Origin of the sequence: Geminocystis herdmanii PCC 6308 (assembly GCF_000332235.1) — a bacterium.
GTDB lineage: Bacteria > Cyanobacteriota > Cyanobacteriia > Cyanobacteriales > Cyanobacteriaceae > Geminocystis > Geminocystis herdmanii.
Genome location: NZ_CM001775.1, coordinates 1228677 through 1246281 on the forward strand (window position 1 = coordinate 1228677; position 17605 = coordinate 1246281).

Genomic DNA, 17605 nt, shown 5'->3' on the forward strand with positions numbered 1-17605 from the left:
TATTAAACAGTGCCAATAGATTTTAACCAACTACGAGATTTTATTGAGGCGATCGCTAAAACAGATATAACTGAATTAGCGATTAAAGAAGGAGATTTTGAGTTAACACTGCAAAAAAATAATTCCCAAAATAACACCCCAGTTTATACCATTACTCCTTCCCCCGTTACCACCGTAACAGAAACTCCCAAACCAGTAGAAGTTATCAATACTCCTGCTGTCACCGTTGATAAACCAACATCTCCCAAAAAAGGCGATAACTGGATAGAAATCACCTCTCCCATGGTGGGTACATTTTATCGTGCCGCCGCCCCCGGAGAAGCTCCTTTTGTGGAAAAGGGCGATCGAATTTCTAACGGTCATGTGGTATGTATAATAGAAGCCATGAAACTGATGAACGAAATTGAAGCAGAAACATCAGGGCAAGTAATGGAAATTTTAGTAGAAAATGGTGAGCCTGTTGAATATGGACAAACCTTGATGCTAATTGCTCCTAATTAAGCGACTCCAAAACCTGTATATTGTCTCACAAAAGCAGGTTTTAAACCTAAAATAATATCCTCTCTGTTAACCCCTTTTTCTAATAAAATTTCTGATACCGAAATATCAGTATTATTTTCTTGAATCCAGACTCGATCGTCTTTTATTTCTAAATGTAATAAAACTGAGTAAATTCTTTTTTGTCCATTCCAACCTAAATGTATTAATAAATAGCGATCCCAACGGGATCTGCGAAGCAGCGCGAGCTTTTCATCAAAAATAGTTTCAGATTCGATCGTTTCTCCCAGAGGCATTATTTTTCCTTGTTGAGTTAAAAAATTACAAATTATTTGACGATATTTAGTTACTTTATCCATTGACGAATAACCCCTCAATAGGATCATAAACTACTAATTTTAAATTATAACGACTAATAATAGCTTGGGGTAAATCTCGCTGAAAAAAAGACTCATAAGCATAACTTGGCACTGCTAAAAAAAGTATTCTTTCAGGCTCTTTTTGTTCTAAAACAAAATGATAATTAAGAAATTGCCCTAAAGCACCATGAAAATCAGATATAGCAGAATCACTTAAAAAACTCTTAATTTCCACTGCTATTTTTTCGTCTTCTTTTTCAGCACCTAATATTTTTTCAGCATCTAAATCTACCTGAATTTGGTCATATTGTCCAAACTTTAAAATTAATGGATCATGGGTAATTTTCCAATGATCTTTGATTAAATTGAATACTCTCAAGGATTACCCCTCAAAAACTTATAATGGAATAAGAAAAAATATATAGGGGAAAATAATCCTATGGTGGCAACTCCCATTAAAACAACTCAACGTCTGACAACTCAAATAGAAGTTATTGCTCCAGATACTACCACAATTCGTTCTTTAGATTGGGATAGAGATCGCTTTGATATTGAATTTGGACTACAAAACGGCACTACTTATAATTCTTATGTAATTAAAGGAGAGAAAAACGCTTTAGTTGATACCTCTCACCTTAAATTTAAGCAACTATATTTTGATTGTCTGCACCAAGTTATTAATCCTCAAGATATTGACTATTTAATTATCTCTCACACTGAACCTGATCATAGTGGCTTGGTTAAGGATTTGTTAGAAATTGCTCCTCATATTACGGTGGTTGCGTCTAAAGTAGCGATTCAATTTTTAGAAGGATTTGTCCATCTTGATTTTAAACGACAAATAGTCAAAAACGGCGATCGACTTGATCTTGGTAATGGTCATGTAATGGAATTTATTAACGCGCCTAATTTACACTGGCCCGATACTATTTTTAGTTATGATCATGGTACAGAAACTCTTTTCACCTGCGATGCTTTTGGAATGCACTACTGTAGTGCTAGTTTGTACGATGAACATTTAGCCGATATTTCCCCAGACTACCGTTTCTATTATGAATGTTTGATGGCGCCTAATGCTCGATCGGTTTTATCCGCCATGAAGCGTATGCAGGAATTAGGAGAAATTTCCATGGTTGCCAATGGTCATGGACCCATTTTAAAGCATAATGTAAAAGAACTGCTCGATCGATACCACCGTTGGAGTAATGAGCAAAGTAAGGGAGAAAAAACCGTTGCCGTGTTCTATATCTCTGATTATGGTTATAGCGATCGAATTTCCCAAGCCATAGCCAAAGGTATTACTAAAACAGGCATTACCGTTGAAATGTTCGATCTCAATGGTACAGACATTCACGAAATCCCTGAAATTGTGGGAAAATCCGCAGGAATTGTCTTAGGAATGCCCCCTCTTTCCGATAACACAGACATTAGTAACAAAATGGGCGCAATTTTAGCCTGTGTGAATAACAAGCAAACCATTGGTTTATATGAATCCTACGGCGGTGATGACGAGCCGATCGATCCTATTTCTCGTAAGTTACAGGATTTAGGCTTAACCTCTGCTTTCACTCCCATTCGTATCAAAGACACTCCCCACGAAAATACTTATCAACTGTGTGAAGAATCAGGAGTTGACTTAGGGCAGATGTTGACGAAAAAAGCCAGTATCAGTAAAAGAAAAGCCCTTGACAGCGATTTAGACAAAGCCATCGGGCGTATTAGCGGAGGATTGTACATTATCACCGCCCAAAAACGAGAGGCAAAGGGTGCTATGTTGGCTTCATGGGTAACACAAGCCAGTTTTGATCCCCCCGGATTTACCGTAGCAGTTGCTAAAGATCGTGCGATCGAATCATTACTACAAGTCGATGATACTTTCGTTTTAAACATCCTTGAGGAAGGCAAATATCAGCCTCTGATGAAGCATTTTCTCAAACGATTCCCCCCCGGTGCCGATCGTTTTGAAGGGGTTAAAACTCAAATAGCCACCAATCTATCGCCCATTTTAAGCGATGCCTTAGCCTACCTTGAATGTCAAGTTATCAGTCGTATGGACTGCGGAGATCATTGGGTAGTATATAGTAATGTCACCAGTGGAAGGGTATCAAAACCCGATGCTTTAACCGCAGTGCATCATCGCAAAGTCGGTAATTATTACTAAAGTAGAATAATGTAGGTTGGGTTGAGGAAACAAAACCCAACAAAATCTGAGTGAATCATAAAATTTTAGATAAGGGTAGGAGAGAGGAGATAGGAGATAGGATACAGGAGATAGTACGAAGAATTGATTTAAACTTATGTAAAATTCATTTTTGGCAATTATTTACCTTTATTTAATTATTTTCTTTGACTAAAATTTCAACAATTATTACTCAATAACCCTTATTTTAAAAGGTTTTTAATCTCGAACTCAGGTATTACCCACATTTCGCCTCAGTAAAATAACATTATCTTTACTATCAATTATCTGATATTCTTTATTTTTAGTAAGCTCATTAATTAAATAATTAATCGCTTCTAACCAACCTTTTTCCTTGTCAAAAACCACTGCATAACGTTCTAATTCTCCTAAATCAGCGATAATATAATCGACTTTTTTAGCTTCATTATTATCATTAATAAATTCTATATTAGGTAAACGAATTACCGCTCTACGGCTAGAAAGATGAGCAATAATATTATTCGTACTGCTAACACTTGCATCCTTTGGAATTTGCTCTAAAAGTTGATAGATATTAGCAGAATGTTGCCATTGACGAGGTAAAGAAACATATACCCAAGGTTGAAAAGAATCAGGTAATAGAAAATAAAAAGCTCTACTTAATTCCGTTGTGCTAGATGTAAAACCTAATAATAAAGATATACAAATACAACTAATCCAAAATCGTTTAAATTTTAGGGTTAATTTTCTTGGTTGAAATTGATTAATATTTTGTTGAAAATTACGAAAACTTTGTCCTCCCCACCATAAAATAGCACCATAAAATAATCCGGGTACAACCATCATAGCGTAACGAATATTAAGAGATAAAACGGATTTTCCTTGCCCTAACAATGGTGTTAATAAAGGAAAAATTGAGATAATCCAAGCCGTAGGAGAAACCGCAGGAATTAAAGCTAAAGCTAACCATTGTCCAATTAAATATTCTACAGTTTTGCCTATAGGTGAAATTAATTCCCAAATTACTAACCAAGGTTGGGTTATCATGCCCCAAATTACTGCTAAAGTAGAAGGATTATCTCCTTTTATATATTTCCCAAATTTATCTACCATAAGTCTTTTACCGACATCTTCGGTAAATTCGGGCATAATTATATTCGTTATTACCATCATATAAAGAAAGGAAATTAAACAAATTAATAAGCCTTGACGGGGATAACGTTTACTAGCAATTAAATAAATTCCTACCCCAAATAAATTTAATCCTGCCTCTTGTCTCACTCCTAAAATTAGTAAAGCAAAAAGACTAAATAACCACCAATTTCGCTTTTCTAAACTTAGTAATAAACTGAAGACTAAAATCGGCAATTGGGAAATATTGTCAAAGTTGGAAAGAGTTGGCACTAAAATTGCGATCGAACTGTAAAAACCCATTACAATTAAAAGTGCGATCGAATGTTCAATATATTCTCTTGCTAAAAAGTATAAGACAACTCCAGCCCCCACAATCAATAAAACTTGTATAACAACTAAAGTCGCAGGAGAAGGAAAAAGATAATAGATAGGCAACCAAAGTAATAGATTCGGCGTGAAATGATGCCCCAGATAACTGTCATCAACTCTGGGTAATTCCTCTCCACTGGTGACATGGGTAGAAATAGCCGAAGCTAAAGAACTATGATAGAAATTAAAGTGTAAATTATTCCAAAAAATTTGATTAAAAATTCCTTGATCATAGGAAGCAAAAAACGTATAGTAACGATTTAAGGCTAAACCTAAAGTAATGATTAAAAATAAACCACTAACCGTAAGTATTGAATATATCTCTTTTTTTTTAATTTGATTTTCCATTAATAGTTGATTTTTTTCGTTTATTATAGAAAAAGGCTTTATGTAAATCTCCATTCCACAAAATAAAAATGATGAAGACGAGGTAGAAAGAACAAAAATTGATGAGTTTTTAATTTTTAATTCCTCATTCCTCATTCCTTATTTCTCAATATATTTATTTCTTAAAAATTTTTAATTATGACAAATCAGCTCGATCGAATTATTATATTTGATACCACATTGCGCGATGGTGAGCAATCTCCGGGTGCTAGTTTAAATGTAGATGAAAAATTGACCATTGCCCGTGCTTTAGCTAAATTGGGAGTGGATGTGATTGAAGCAGGTTTTCCCCATGCTAGTCAAGGGGATTTTAATGCAGTACAACGTATTGCTGAAACCGTTGGAACTCAATCTGGCCCTACTATTTGCGGTTTAGCAAGGGCAACCAAACAGGACATCAAAAGTGCAGGAGAAGCCCTCCAACCTGCCTTTAAACGCCGTATTCATACCTTTCTCGCAACTTCTGATATTCACCTTGAATATAAATTAAAGAAAACCCGTGCTGATGTACTAGCGATCGTACCTGAAATGGTAGCCTATGCGAAAACCTTTACCGATGACGTGGAATTTTCCCCCGAAGATGCAGGAAGAAGTGATCCCGAATTTTTGTATCAAGTGCTAGAATTAGCTATTAAAGCAGGGGCGACTACCGTTAATATTCCTGATACCGTAGGTTATACAACTCCTAGCGAATACGGTGCTATCATCAAAGGTATTAAAGATAATGTACCGAACATTGACCAAGCAATTATATCCGTTCATGGTCACAATGATCTCGGTTTGGCGGTGGCTAACTTCCTCGAAGCTGTGAAAAATGGAGCAAGACAGTTAGAATGTACTATTAACGGTATCGGAGAAAGAGCAGGAAATGCCGCACTCGAAGAATTGGTAATGGCGCTTCATGTACGCCGTCAATATTTTAACCCCTTCTTGGGTCGTGATGTCAACTCGATCGAACCCTTAACCAACATCGACACCAAACAAATTTACAAAACCTCTCGTTTAGTTTCTAACTTGACGGGGATGATTGTACAACCGAATAAAGCCATTGTGGGGGCGAATGCGTTTGCCCATGAGTCGGGAATCCATCAAGATGGAGTGTTGAAAAACCGCCTCACCTATGAGATTATGGACGCAGAATCCATCGGACTTACTACGAATCAAATTGTACTAGGTAAACTGTCAGGACGTAATGCTTTTCGTAGCCGTTTAGTAGAGTTGGGATTTGAATTGTCAGAAGATGACTTAAACAAAGCCTTTTTGCGCTTTAAAGAAGTCGCCGACAAAAAACGAGAAATCACCGATTGGGATTTAGAAGCGATTGTCAACGATGAAATTCAACAACCCCCCGAATTATTCCGTCTGGAGTTGGTACAAGTATCCTGTGGTGATCATTCTTCTCCTACTGCTACAATTACCCTGAGAACTCCTGATGGTAGTGAATTGAGCGATGCCGCCATTGGTACAGGTCCTGTGGACGCAGTATATAAAGCAATCAATCGTGTTGTGCAAATTCCTAACGAATTAATCGAGTATTCAGTAAAATCCGTAACTGCGGGTATTGATGCTATGGGAGAAGTAACTATTCGTTTAAAACATGAGAATAAAACTTACTCAGGTTATGCCGCTAATACTGATGTCATTGTAGCTTCTGCTCGTGCCTATATTAGCGCCTTAAATCGTCTTTACGCTACGATCGAAATCAAAAAAGAGTTGACTCCTACAACTTAGGTTGTTTTTTGGAAAAAATATATCAATTTTCTCAATAATTTTCCCCTGACTAAAATTAGGAGATTTTCAAAGTAGGGGAAAATTGCATTTTGTTTGAAAAATTGAGACAAAAGACAAAAAAATAACAGGAATAAATAGTTAACAATTGTAAATTAATTGATAGAAAAATAGAGAGCTTAACTAGAATGAAACTCAAATAGTCTAACCCATTTATAAAGTTATCATTCTGAAAAATGTCTAAAGGTAAAATCGCTGTACTTATTGAAGAACATTTCGACGCTACAGAATATAAGCGTTTTAATGAATTTTTCCCAGAAAAGGGTTATGAAGTAGAATATATCTCTCATTTATGGGGGAATAAATCCCTCCGATTTGGCTCTAATCCTGAAAATGATATTATTGAATTTCATGTTGATGTAACAACAGAAATAAATGATGTTTCTCCTTCCGATTATAAGGGGATAATTTGCATAGGTGCTTATGCCATGGATAGATTACGTTATCAAGTAACGGTGAAAAAAGGCGAAAAAAATAAAGCACCAGCAGTGGAATTTTTGCGTAAAGCAGTAACGGAAGATAAAGTTAAATTGGGTACAATTTGCCATAGTTTATGGTTATTTTGTGCTGACACTGATTTAATTAAAGGCAAAAAAGTTACCTGCGCCCATAATATTATCTGTGATGTGGAAAATGCAGGAGCAGAAATTATTTATGACAAAGATGTTACCGTAGATTTAGTTATTGATGGCAACTTAATTACGGGTAAACATCCGGGGGTTGTGGAAGAATTTATGGTGGTGTTTGTGGAAGAAATAGAAAAGGCTTAATTTGGGAGACTATAAAGACTAGGAGACTATAAAGACTAGAAGACTGGGAGACTAGGAGAAATATTTTTAATTCTCAATTCTCAATTCTCAATTCTCAATTCTCAATTCTCAATTCTTAATGTAAGCAATATTTGAGGTAATATATGACGGTTTCGATCGATTTTCCCTTTTCAGACTTAATCGCTGGTTATGTCACCAGTTACGACAAAGACAAAGATGTTTTCACCCTCAAAACCTCCGATGAAAGAGAGTTTAAGGTGTTAATTAGCCCTATGGCTTACGCTAAAGTCATTCAAAATTTTGATGAAGGTTATCCTGATGCGACAGGAAGTATGCGATCGATGTTAGAAGTTGATCGATTTTTGTTTGTTTACGGTGTATTTTATCCTGATAGTGAATACTTCGATGCGAAACAAATTATATTTGCAGGACGTAAAAAACACGAATTTGTCTTTGAAAAACAAAACTGGTGGATTAATCAAATCAATGCTTTAGGCAAATTTTACCTTAAAGCGCAATTTGGCGATGGTGAATTTGACTATCGTAAATATCGCACCACTCTTAATTTGAGTGGTATTCAATCTCAAACTAGCTTCCGTCAAGAAACCGATACTATCTCTCGTTTAGTCTATGGTTTCGCCACCGCATTTTTAATGACAGGTAATGATAGTTTTCTCAAAGCCGCTGAAAATGGTACAGAATATCTCAGAGAACACATGAAATTTGAGGATTTAGACGAAGGGATCATTTACTGGTATCATGGTATCGATGTTAACGGCGATCGAGAAGAAAAGATTTTCGCTTCAGAATTTGGCGATGACTACGACGCAATTCCTGCCTACGAACAAATTTACGCCCTCGCAGGACCAATACAAACCTACCGTTGTACAGGCGATCCTCGTATTATGGCGGATACAGAAAAAACTATCAAACTTTTTAACGAATTTTTCTTAGATAAAGGCGAACACGGTAGTTATTTTTCCCACCTCGATCCTATCATGTTAGACCCCCTCAGCGACACTTTAGGACGCAATCAAGGTCGTAAAAACTGGAACTCCGTAGGGGATCACGCTCCCGCCTATTTAATCAATCTCTGGTTAGCTACGGGCAAACAGGAGTATGCTGATATGTTAGAGGATACCTTTGATACCATCGCACAACACTTCCCTGATTTTGAAAATAGCCCTTTTGTACAAGAAAAATTCTACCAAGATTGGACACCCGATCAAACTTGGGGGTGGCAACAAAATCGAGGGGTAGTAGGGCATAACTATAAAATTGCTTGGAATTTGATGCGGATGCAAAGCCTCAAATCTAAACCTGAGTATGTAGAATTGGCGAAAAAAATCGCTGACTTGATGAACGAACATGGGAGCGATCGACAACGGGGAGGATGCTATGATGTAGTAGAAAGAATTGTCCCCGAAGGTGAAAAATATCATCGTTACGTTTGGCACGATCGCAAACCTTGGTGGCAACAAGAACAAATGATCTTAGCCTACTTCATTTTATCAGGGGTTATTGAACAGCCCTTGAAAAATTAGACAATATTAGATAAACTTGGAAATAATAATTGATTTTTAGGCTTAATGTCCAATTTTTTATCGATAAAATCGGCATCTGATTTATTGGGAGTATCCACAAAGACTTTGCGTAGGTGGGAAAAAGAGGGGAAAATAACCTCTACTCGTACAGAAGGTGGACATAGACGATATGATATTTCTACTTTACTCAAAAATAAATCGGATAATTCCTTAACAATTGGTTATGCCAGAGTTTCTAGTTATGACCAAAAAGATGACTTAAATCGTCAAATAATAGTATTAGAATCTTATTCTTCTAGTCATGGTTGGGATTTTGAAATAATCCAAGATTTAGGCTCAGGTATGAACTATAAAAAGAAAGGATTAATTAGGTTAATTAAATTAATTTGTTCTTATCAAGTTGACCGATTAATTATTACTCATAAAGATAGATTATTACGATTTGGTTCTGATTTAATCTTTTCTTTATGTGAAATATTTGGCACAGAAGTTATAATTATTAACAGAAGTGAAGATTCTAGTTTTGAGGAAGATTTAGCCAAAGATGTACTAGAAATAATTACAGTATTCTCAGCAAGATTATATGGTAGTAGAAGTCATAAAAACAAACAAATCGTAGAACAATTAAAAGAGGTAGCAAAAAATCTTGAGTAAAATAACTTATCAAACCTTAATCAGTCAAGAAGTCGCAGAATTTTGCGATTTAATAGGAGGTTTTTTTGGCAAAATTGAAAGAGATTTATGCAAAGATTTAGAAAAAGGAAAAAAACTCAATGATTTAAAGAAGAGTTATCAAATAAAGTATGGGATAAATGCACGTCAATTTAACTCTATTCATATAATCTTAAAAGGTAAAATAGCTAGTCGAAAAGAGTGTTATAAAAGCCAAATAAAACAAACAGAATTAAAGATTAAAGGTTTACAAAAAATCATTGACAGTGAAAAGAAAAAATTAGCTAAATTACCATTATCTTGTGGTAGAAATCAAAAATCAATCAGAAGTAAACTAAGATTTACCATTCATCAAAAACAAAGAAAATTAGCAATATTGAAAGATAGATTAGTTACTTTAAAAAAGAAAAAACCATCTATGATATTCGGGGGTAAAAAACTATGGTATGCTCAATTTAATTTAAAGGAGAATGGTTATTCTAGTCACCAAGAATGGTTAAAAGACTGGCAAAAATGTCGTAGTTCACAATTTACTTTAGTGGGTTCAAAAGATGAAAAGAATGGTAATCAAAATTGTCAATTATTAGCTAATGGTACTTTAAAAATAAGAGTACCATCTTGTTATGAGTCCATTTTTGGGAAGTATTATCTAATCGAAAATGTCAAATTTAGTTATGGACAAAGTGATGTAAATTATGCTCTAAATAATCAACAAGCATTAACTTTTAGATTTGTTAAAAAAGATGAAAAATGGTATGTATTTTGTAGTTTTGATTTGCCAGAAACTCCCACTATCTCTTGTAATAAAAATGGAATGTTAGGAATAGACTTAAACCCTAATATAATAGGTTGGAGTTATGTTGATCATGATGGAAATTTAAAAGCAAAAGGACAAATTAAAATCAATGTTCGAGATAAAAATACTAATCAAACAAAAGCAATTATCGGCGATGCTGTGAAAAAATTAGTCAAATTAGCCTATCAATATGAGTGTCCAATTAGTGTGGAAAATTTAGATTTTGAGCGAAAAAAAGCAACAATGAAGGAAGAGGGAGTTAAATATTCTCGAATGTTATCAAACTTTGCTTATAGTTGTTTTTTAGATATGTTAAATAGTTGTGCTTTTAAACATGGAATTGAAGTAATAAAAGTTAATCCTGCCTTTTCAAGTTTAATGGGATTGACAAAATTTATGAGACTTTATGGTTTGTCGAGCGATACAGCAGCAGGGTTAGTATTAGCAAGACGGGCATTAAGAAAAAAAGAGGGTATTCCAACCAGTTACGCCCGATTAGTTCAAGTTGATTCTAGTCGGCACGTCTGGAGTTTTTGGAATGCCCTGTCGAAGAAGCTAAAGGGTGTAAAACGACATAGCTTCTTCAATAGTGTCTCTAACAGAGAAGTAGAGGTCAAGCTATTAGATGAGTTACATAGTGACAGGTTTAATGGCAAGTCGCAAGACACTTTTATTACAAGGCGAGATTCCTTGTCACGAGTCGTTAACAATTCTGTTCGGTTAACGCAAAAATGGTAGATTTGGGGTCATTTTTTCATGATGTCCAAGTTTGTCCAACTTTTTAGGAGCGGTATTAGATGATCAAGAATATCACCGTTTAGCTCGTGAATCGGCGGCATTCTATAACGCATGGTTTTTAGACTTAGAAGACGGCGGAGTTTACTTCAACGTTTTAGCCAATGGCATTCCTTACCTAGCAGGAGGCAACGAAAGAGGAAAAGGCAGTCACTCCATGAGTGGTTATCATTCCTTCGAGTTATGCTATTTAGCGGCAGTTTATACTAACTTACTCGTCACTAAGCAACCCATGGATTTCTATTTTAAACCTATCCCCGGCGGTTTTGAAGACGATATTTTAAGGGTATCTCCTGACATTTTACCAGTAGGTAGTATCAAAATTGGTAAAGTTGAAATTGACGGCGAACCTTACAGCGACTTCGATGCAGAGGCTTTAACTATTAAATTACCTAAAACTGACACCAGAGTTAAAGTTAAAGTTACGATCGTACCTGTGTAGTTAATCCCCCCTAGCCCCCCTTACAAAAGGGGGGAATATAAAAAGAAGAAATGAAGGAAAAGTCCCCCTTATTAAGGGGGATTTAGGGGGATCAATCCTTACTTTAAAGGAGAATTTAAGGGGGATCAAAAATGTTATTAACACCAAAAAATTATGGAAATCAAGATAAATTCGATCGAAAACGGTTATATAGTAATCATAGAAGGGGAAATAGACTCATCTAGTGCCTCAGAAGTAACAGAAACCATCATCCCCTTAGCCACCGAAAAAAGTAAGATAATTCTGGATATGACAAAAGTTGACTATATGTCTAGTGCAGGTTTGAGGACATTATTATCAATCCACCGCCAAGCCGTAGCCAAAGAAACGAAACTAACCCTAGTGGGATTATCTGAAGACATCAAAGACACCATGTCAGTGACAGGATTTTTAAACTTTTTTACCGTTAGCGACTCTGTAGAAAACGTCATAAGCCTAGGTTGAGTTACTGATAACGTAATTTAGTAACTTAATATTGATGGTGGGCAATGCCCACCCTAGGATTCTTTTAATCTCACCTATCTTTAATAACTCATCTAGGATTGTTATATTAGCATCTATATTATGATTATTTTACTTTTATTTGTTTTATTTGTTACTCTTTTAAATAAAATTACTATTAATGTTATAACGGATTTTACTTTCTATTTTTTTGGGAATCTTGCTCATTATTTATCTGTTGGTATATTGGGAATTTTCATAATTTTTTTTGCATGGTGTTTTAGTGATAATTAATCAAAATTTTTGGTCCTAATTTGATACTAGGAAAATAAATCTAAAGGTAAATGACCATAAGTCCCAGTGATTTTATCATTAAAATCGGCAAAAATAGTAATTAAAACTCCTCGATATTTTCCTTCATAATCGCTGAGATTATAAGATTTTCTCTCAGTGCTGAATTTAAGATAAACTGGTTTATCTTCTATGGGGAAATTACTTTCAATATTTTCACTATATCCCAATGCTTGTAAATATTCTTTTAAACTGTTAAATGCTTCTGTGGTTGAAGATGCACAAATACCTAAGTTTTGATCATCTGATAAACTAACAATTAATTTTAATCCTTCTTGTAACTGCTGTTTTTGTGTCTCTGATTCAATGAATTTAATGTCAATACAGCTAAATTCTTTGAGTATTTTTAATGCTTGATCTATGTTTTGGGTCATAATTAAATATTGTTTAGATAGGGTCCGATCGAAATGGTCACAAAATATGCTATCCTAATTATATAATGGGTGCGTAGCTCAGTGGATAGAGCACCAGATTCCGGTTCTGGGTGTCGGGGGTTCGATTCCCTTCGTACTCGTTTTCTATATTCTTTACATCATCATTGTTTCAATTAGTTATTGTTGAAGATTGCTTTAATAAATTTTCTGTCATAGTTGCTAATTTTTCTAATTCTTTTTCTAAATATTGTGCTTTTTTTTGATGATCAATTTTTCGTTTTAATGCTTCTTTCGCTAAATCTTCTCGATTATTTTTTAACGCCTTAATCGCTACTTCTTGCCATGTATTGACTTCTTCTATATTTTGACGATATTGGGGTTGTATTTGATCCCAAACAGTTCTAATTTGATCTAAAGCATGATTAACTATGACACCAGAATTGTTTGTATCTCCTCCTTGAAATGCTTGTTTTAAAGGATCAAATAATTTATAAGTATCTAAGTGTTTAATTGTTGGAATAAAATCTTTAACTTGTTTACTTTCACTAATACCAATTTTGCACCAACTGGCAAAATGTTCACAATTATTAAACAGTAAATTATATTTATTTTCTCCTAAACGACTAAAACTTCTTTTAACGACTACTTCAGGAATAAAGGAAAAACCATCGGGATATTGACGCACATAAACTTTATTTCCTTTACTAAAGGTTTCAAAGGGCGTTTGCTCAATAATTTCACTAGGTTTGCGATAATGAATAACGCTACCATCTCCTATATCAATGCCATGATGTTGATAAATTCCACTTAGGTTAGCCAACTCACGCCATACATAAATTTGATCTCCAAATGCCATAATTTTTAGATAATTACCAATAATAATTAGTTGACAATATGTATATTAAACTTGTTTAGTATTCCAAGGATCAATGATTATTTTCTCGATACTTTCTTTCGATTTTACTTGATTTTGTTGAAAATTTCGATTACTAAATGGCATTATACGATCGTGCTTAATTAATTCATTATCTGGTATCAAATCTGAAGATTTCTCAATTTTAATCTTATCATATTTTACAACTTTTTTATGTCTTAACTTAACCTTATTTTTATCATCAAGATTTAATTTAATATTATGATTAAGATATTTAACTAAGGATTCTTTATTATAATCAGCTTGATAAAAATCTGGATCAATTTTAATAATATGTTCATAATAATTAAGAGCTTGTTCATATTTTCCTAAATCAGCTAATAATAGAGCTAAATTATAATATGCCTTTCCATAATTAGGCATTAATTTAATTGCTAATTCATAATTTTTAATTGCCTCTTCTACTTCTCCTAAATCACTATAAACGATAGCTCGATTATAATAACCTTGAGCTAAACAGGGATTTAATTTTAATGCTTGAGTAAAGTCTTCGATCGAACCTTGTTTATCCCCTAATTCATAACGAATATTACCACGATTATAAAACCCTTGATATAAATTTTTATTAAGATTAATAGTTTGAGAATAATCATCAAAAGCCTTAACTAAATTATTCATTTTCTCATAAGTAAAACCTCGACGATAATAGGCATAAGTTGACAAGGGATTTAGTCTAATTTCTTGAGTATAATCTTCAATAGCCGCTTGAAAATTACCTAATTTAAAATTAATATATCCCCTCCAATGATAAGCTAAATCATTATCAAAATCTATTCTAATCGCCTCATTACAGTCTGCCAAAGCACCTTCTTTATCTCCTATTTTCCAACGAGAAATAGCCCTTAATAAATGAGTTTTAGTATCATTAAAATTTATTTCTAAAGCTCTAGTATAATTAGCGATCGCACTTAAATAATCTCCTTGATGATTAGATTGTTTCGCAAGGCTTAAATAATAAGATTCTGTATAAAGAAAAGAGTTTAAATAACCCCTTAATCCACCACAATATAATAAATTATTATAGGTTAAATGACCATTATTTTTAGTCAGAGAAACTAAATTACTAGGGATAAAACCAGCTAAAATTAATTTATATTCCTGATGGAGGTTAGAAAAATTTTGTAAAGATTGTAAACAGATAATTATTTGATTATTTTTAATTTCTTCTTTTGAAATATGCCACTCGATCGAATTTAAAGAAGTATAATGAAGTTTACACAGAATATGAATTTTAAAATTATCTTTCAAGAAAAATACCTTAAAATCCTCTTCCCCAATATCAATTTCATTAAAAGGTAAAATTAAATCTCCATAAATTTGTTCAATACAATAACTAATTAATCCATTTTTAAAAGAATTATTAAATAAATCTATCCCTGGATAAGTTGATTGATACTTAACCACAATATTACTGCAATGATTTTTTATTTCTTTTAATCTTTCTTCAGGAATAATCACTAATTCACTGAATAAATAATTAAGATCACAATATAACAAATGTCCTGATTTTATACGTTCATAAAAATCATTTTGTTGTGGAGTTAAAATAGTAAGGCATTCCATTTAGCATTTAAGCATTTAAGCATTTAAAAGTTATAAAATTTTGATACTTATTCAATTATAATTTATTTAACTTTGATATATACATCTATAAGATTCATTTATCTATAGCAATCAACAATCATTTGTGAGAAATTAAATGATCAACTAAAGAAACTCTCAAATATTTTCTCGTCCTACATTATGACTTCTCTATGCTCATCCTAAATAGAATCACCATTATTTTTCTTAATAAAATAGCTACCAATAATTGGAGTTAACAACAAAATTAACAGCATTCTTGTCATCTGCATTGTTAACACAAAACCAGAATTTCCTCCTAACTCAATAACTGTAGCCATCATCGCAGTTAATCCTCCCGGAGTCGAACCTAATATAGCCGTCAAAGTGTCAATTTTTGTCACCAGATGAAACCAATATCCCGCCACAAAGCAAGTACCAATTAAAATTAAAACTAAAATTATCTCTAAAAAAACCGCCTTAAATAATTTTTGCATAGTGTGTATTTCAAATTTTACCCCGATCGATAACCCTAACAACAATAATCCTCCCCGAAAAATTGATTGAGGAATAATAATCTCATAAGGAAAAAATGAAAACAACAGTAAACTGCTGATAAAAGCTCCCAAAAAAAGATTTGAAGGGATTTTAAGCAAATTTACTATTTTCACCCCAAATATCGTTGATAAAGTTAAAATTAGAAGATTTATCGGCAGAGGTAGAGACGGTAATAATTGATGATGTGGCATAATGTTAATCTGATTAACAGGAGTATTGAAAAAACTGACGATCGTCGGTACAATAACCGAAACCATAATAATCCTGAGATACTGTAAAATTGCCACCGTAATAGCATCAGCCCCCATATCTTCACTCATAGCCACTAAACTATGCCCAGCGCCCGGAATACACCCTAAAAAGCTAGTCGTAAAATCAATATCAGTAAATTTATAAATTAAATAACCATTAAACAAACTTAAAAGACTCGTGACAACAATACATATAATCAAAGGTACAAAATAATCCTTACTCCCCGTCAACACATCAGGAGTAAAACGACTAGCCGTAAAAACCGCTGTAATACCTTGTCCGATGATACTAAAAGGCTTAGGAATAAATGAATTATGTCCATTTTTAACCATCGACCAAATTATACTTACAACTATTGGTATTAATAGCCATGGAATCGGTAAATGAAAAATATCCCCAATCAAAGCTAAAATTAAAGCAAAAACAATCAATAAACTAAGCTCAATTCCACAACGCACATGAGATAATATCATCAACGAATCACGAAACTATAAATAATCTTTAATTGTAACGATAAAAGCTCGATCGAAACCGAAATAAACATCTCCCAAATTGTAGGTTGGGTTGAGGAAACGAAACCCAACAAAACCTCAGTTCGATAAAAGAATTCTTGAGGTTAATAGGTTTCAGGTGGCAGGTTAACAATTTCTTTGTTTAGATCAATTAATTACTTAATTTAATTTGGATAAAATCAATTTGAACAACTTTTTTACCTTATCTTTACCTGATACCTGACACCTTATCTTAACCGATGATTTTATGTCGAACTCAGGTAACAAAAACCTAATGAGTTTAGCTAATTTTCTGAAACAAAAAACACCCCGAATCAATCAGAGTGCTTTTTATGTTTGTATGGAATATTAAAGCTGGCATGGAACTATTGTCCCTAGGGGCTACCCCCTTAGTATCGTCGCCGCAATTGCGTTTCACCCACGAGTTCGGGATGGTTCGCAGTGGTTCCACAACGCTAGACACACCAGCTATAGCTTTGAGAATTTACTACCCTCAAGACTGCATAATTTTTCAGTAGAATTTTCCTTGAAGATTAGGTCAAGCGGACGGTTTGTTAGTACACTTCGGCTCCATACATCACTGCACTTCCACCTTGTGCCTATTAACGGGTGTTCTTCCCGTAACCTTACACCAGAATACTCATCTTGAGGTGGGCTTCCCACTTAGATGCTTTCAGCGGTTATCCTCTCCGTACTTGGCTACCCAGCGTTTACTGTTGGCACAATAACTGGTACACCAGCGGTACGTCCTTCCCGGTCCTCTCGTACTAAGGAAGGCTCCTCTCAATATTCTCTCGCTTACACCGGATATGGACCGAACTGTCTCACGACGTTCTGAACCCAGCTCACGTACCGCTTTAATGGGCGAA

General features: G+C 34.1%; 16 protein-coding genes, 1 tRNA gene, 1 rRNA gene and 1 other annotated feature. Of the genes, 10 read left to right on the forward strand and 8 right to left on the reverse strand.

Annotated elements, in window-relative coordinates; all coding sequences use genetic code 11:
* Positions 1-9 precede the first annotated feature (9 nt).
* Positions 10-501: an acetyl-CoA carboxylase biotin carboxyl carrier protein gene (accB, locus tag SYN6308_RS06155; RefSeq protein ID WP_017293566.1), complete on the forward strand. Its 492-nt coding sequence runs from the start codon at positions 10-12 to the stop codon at positions 499-501.
* Here the strand turns inward: accB and SYN6308_RS06160 are convergent.
* A complete protein-coding gene (locus SYN6308_RS06160) occupies positions 498-857 on the reverse strand; it encodes a XisI protein (protein ID WP_017293567.1) in 360 nt (119 codons plus the stop codon). The two genes, accB and SYN6308_RS06160, sit on opposite strands and share 4 nt — an antisense overlap.
* Positions 850-1236 carry a XisH family protein gene (locus SYN6308_RS06165; RefSeq protein WP_017293568.1) on the reverse strand — a complete coding sequence of 129 codons (387 nt, stop codon included), beginning with the start codon at positions 1234-1236 and terminating at the stop codon, positions 850-852. The genes SYN6308_RS06160 and SYN6308_RS06165 overlap by 8 nt, the downstream gene beginning before the upstream one ends.
* A 60-nt stretch (positions 1237-1296) precedes the next feature.
* Between SYN6308_RS06165 and SYN6308_RS06170 the strand changes: the two genes are divergently transcribed.
* Positions 1297-3018, forward strand: coding sequence for a diflavin flavoprotein (locus tag SYN6308_RS06170; protein WP_017293569.1), 1722 nt, complete (start codon positions 1297-1299; stop codon positions 3016-3018).
* A 249-nt stretch (positions 3019-3267) separates the two neighbouring features.
* Here SYN6308_RS06170 and SYN6308_RS21900 read toward each other — a convergent pair whose 3' ends face one another.
* Positions 3268-4869, reverse strand: coding sequence for a DUF2079 domain-containing protein (locus SYN6308_RS21900; RefSeq protein ID WP_017293570.1), 1602 nt, complete (start codon positions 4867-4869; stop codon positions 3268-3270).
* Between the two features lie 177 nt (positions 4870-5046).
* Between SYN6308_RS21900 and SYN6308_RS06180 the strand changes: the two genes are divergently transcribed.
* From SYN6308_RS06180 to SYN6308_RS06210, 7 genes are all read left to right on the forward strand, one after another.
* Positions 5047-6639: a 2-isopropylmalate synthase gene (locus tag SYN6308_RS06180; RefSeq protein WP_017293571.1), complete on the forward strand. Its 1593-nt coding sequence runs from the start codon at positions 5047-5049 to the stop codon at positions 6637-6639.
* A gap of 233 nt (positions 6640-6872) precedes the next feature.
* Complete coding sequence (locus SYN6308_RS06185) at positions 6873-7466, forward strand: DJ-1/PfpI family protein (RefSeq protein ID WP_017293572.1); 594 nt, start codon at positions 6873-6875, stop codon at positions 7464-7466.
* Between the two features lie 143 nt (positions 7467-7609).
* Positions 7610-9010 (forward strand): AGE family epimerase/isomerase, encoded by a 1401-nt coding sequence (locus SYN6308_RS21905; RefSeq protein WP_017293573.1) that lies wholly within the window; start codon positions 7610-7612, stop codon positions 9008-9010.
* A gap of 45 nt (positions 9011-9055) precedes the next feature.
* The gene (locus SYN6308_RS06195; RefSeq protein WP_017292865.1) at positions 9056-9664 is read left to right on the forward strand and encodes an IS607 family transposase; all 609 of its coding nucleotides are present in this window, start codon (positions 9056-9058) and stop codon (positions 9662-9664) included.
* Positions 9657-11216: an IS200/IS605 family accessory protein TnpB-related protein gene (locus SYN6308_RS21910; protein ID WP_017293574.1), complete on the forward strand. Its 1560-nt coding sequence runs from the start codon at positions 9657-9659 to the stop codon at positions 11214-11216. Before SYN6308_RS06195 ends, SYN6308_RS21910 begins: the two co-directional genes overlap by 8 nt.
* Before the next feature lie 31 nt (positions 11217-11247).
* On the forward strand, positions 11248-11715 hold the full coding sequence (locus SYN6308_RS06205) for a hypothetical protein (protein ID WP_017293575.1): 468 nt from the start codon (positions 11248-11250) through the stop codon (positions 11713-11715).
* A 153-nt stretch (positions 11716-11868) separates the two neighbouring features.
* On the forward strand, positions 11869-12198 hold the full coding sequence (locus SYN6308_RS06210) for an STAS domain-containing protein (protein WP_017293576.1): 330 nt from the start codon (positions 11869-11871) through the stop codon (positions 12196-12198).
* A 317-nt stretch (positions 12199-12515) separates the two neighbouring features.
* Here the strand turns inward: SYN6308_RS06210 and SYN6308_RS06215 are convergent, their stop codons facing one another.
* On the reverse strand, positions 12516-12920 hold the full coding sequence (locus SYN6308_RS06215; protein ID WP_017293577.1) for a DUF1824 family protein: 405 nt from the start codon (positions 12918-12920) through the stop codon (positions 12516-12518).
* Between the two features lie 67 nt (positions 12921-12987).
* Here SYN6308_RS06215 and SYN6308_RS06220 point away from each other — a divergent pair.
* Positions 12988-13060, forward strand: a tRNA-Arg gene (locus SYN6308_RS06220).
* A gap of 29 nt (positions 13061-13089) precedes the next feature.
* On the opposite strand, the gene SYN6308_RS06225 is transcribed toward SYN6308_RS06220, so the two are convergent.
* The 4 genes from SYN6308_RS06225 to rrf form a co-directional block, all read right to left on the reverse strand.
* Positions 13090-13776 (reverse strand): lecithin retinol acyltransferase family protein, encoded by a 687-nt coding sequence (locus tag SYN6308_RS06225; RefSeq protein ID WP_017293578.1) that lies wholly within the window; start codon positions 13774-13776, stop codon positions 13090-13092.
* A gap of 45 nt (positions 13777-13821) precedes the next feature.
* The gene (locus SYN6308_RS06230; RefSeq protein ID WP_017293579.1) at positions 13822-15417 is read right to left on the reverse strand and encodes a tetratricopeptide repeat protein; all 1596 of its coding nucleotides are present in this window, start codon (positions 15415-15417) and stop codon (positions 13822-13824) included.
* A gap of 200 nt (positions 15418-15617) precedes the next feature.
* Positions 15618-16697: an AbrB family transcriptional regulator gene (locus tag SYN6308_RS06235; protein WP_017293580.1), complete on the reverse strand. Its 1080-nt coding sequence runs from the start codon at positions 16695-16697 to the stop codon at positions 15618-15620.
* Between the two features lie 391 nt (positions 16698-17088).
* Positions 17089-17205: ribosomal RNA gene (gene rrf / locus SYN6308_RS06240) — 5S ribosomal RNA — on the reverse strand.
* Positions 17206-17282: 77 nt separating this feature from the next.
* Positions 17283-17533: a sequence feature (23S ribosomal RNA rRNA prediction is too short), on the reverse strand.
* Positions 17534-17605 lie beyond the last annotated feature (72 nt).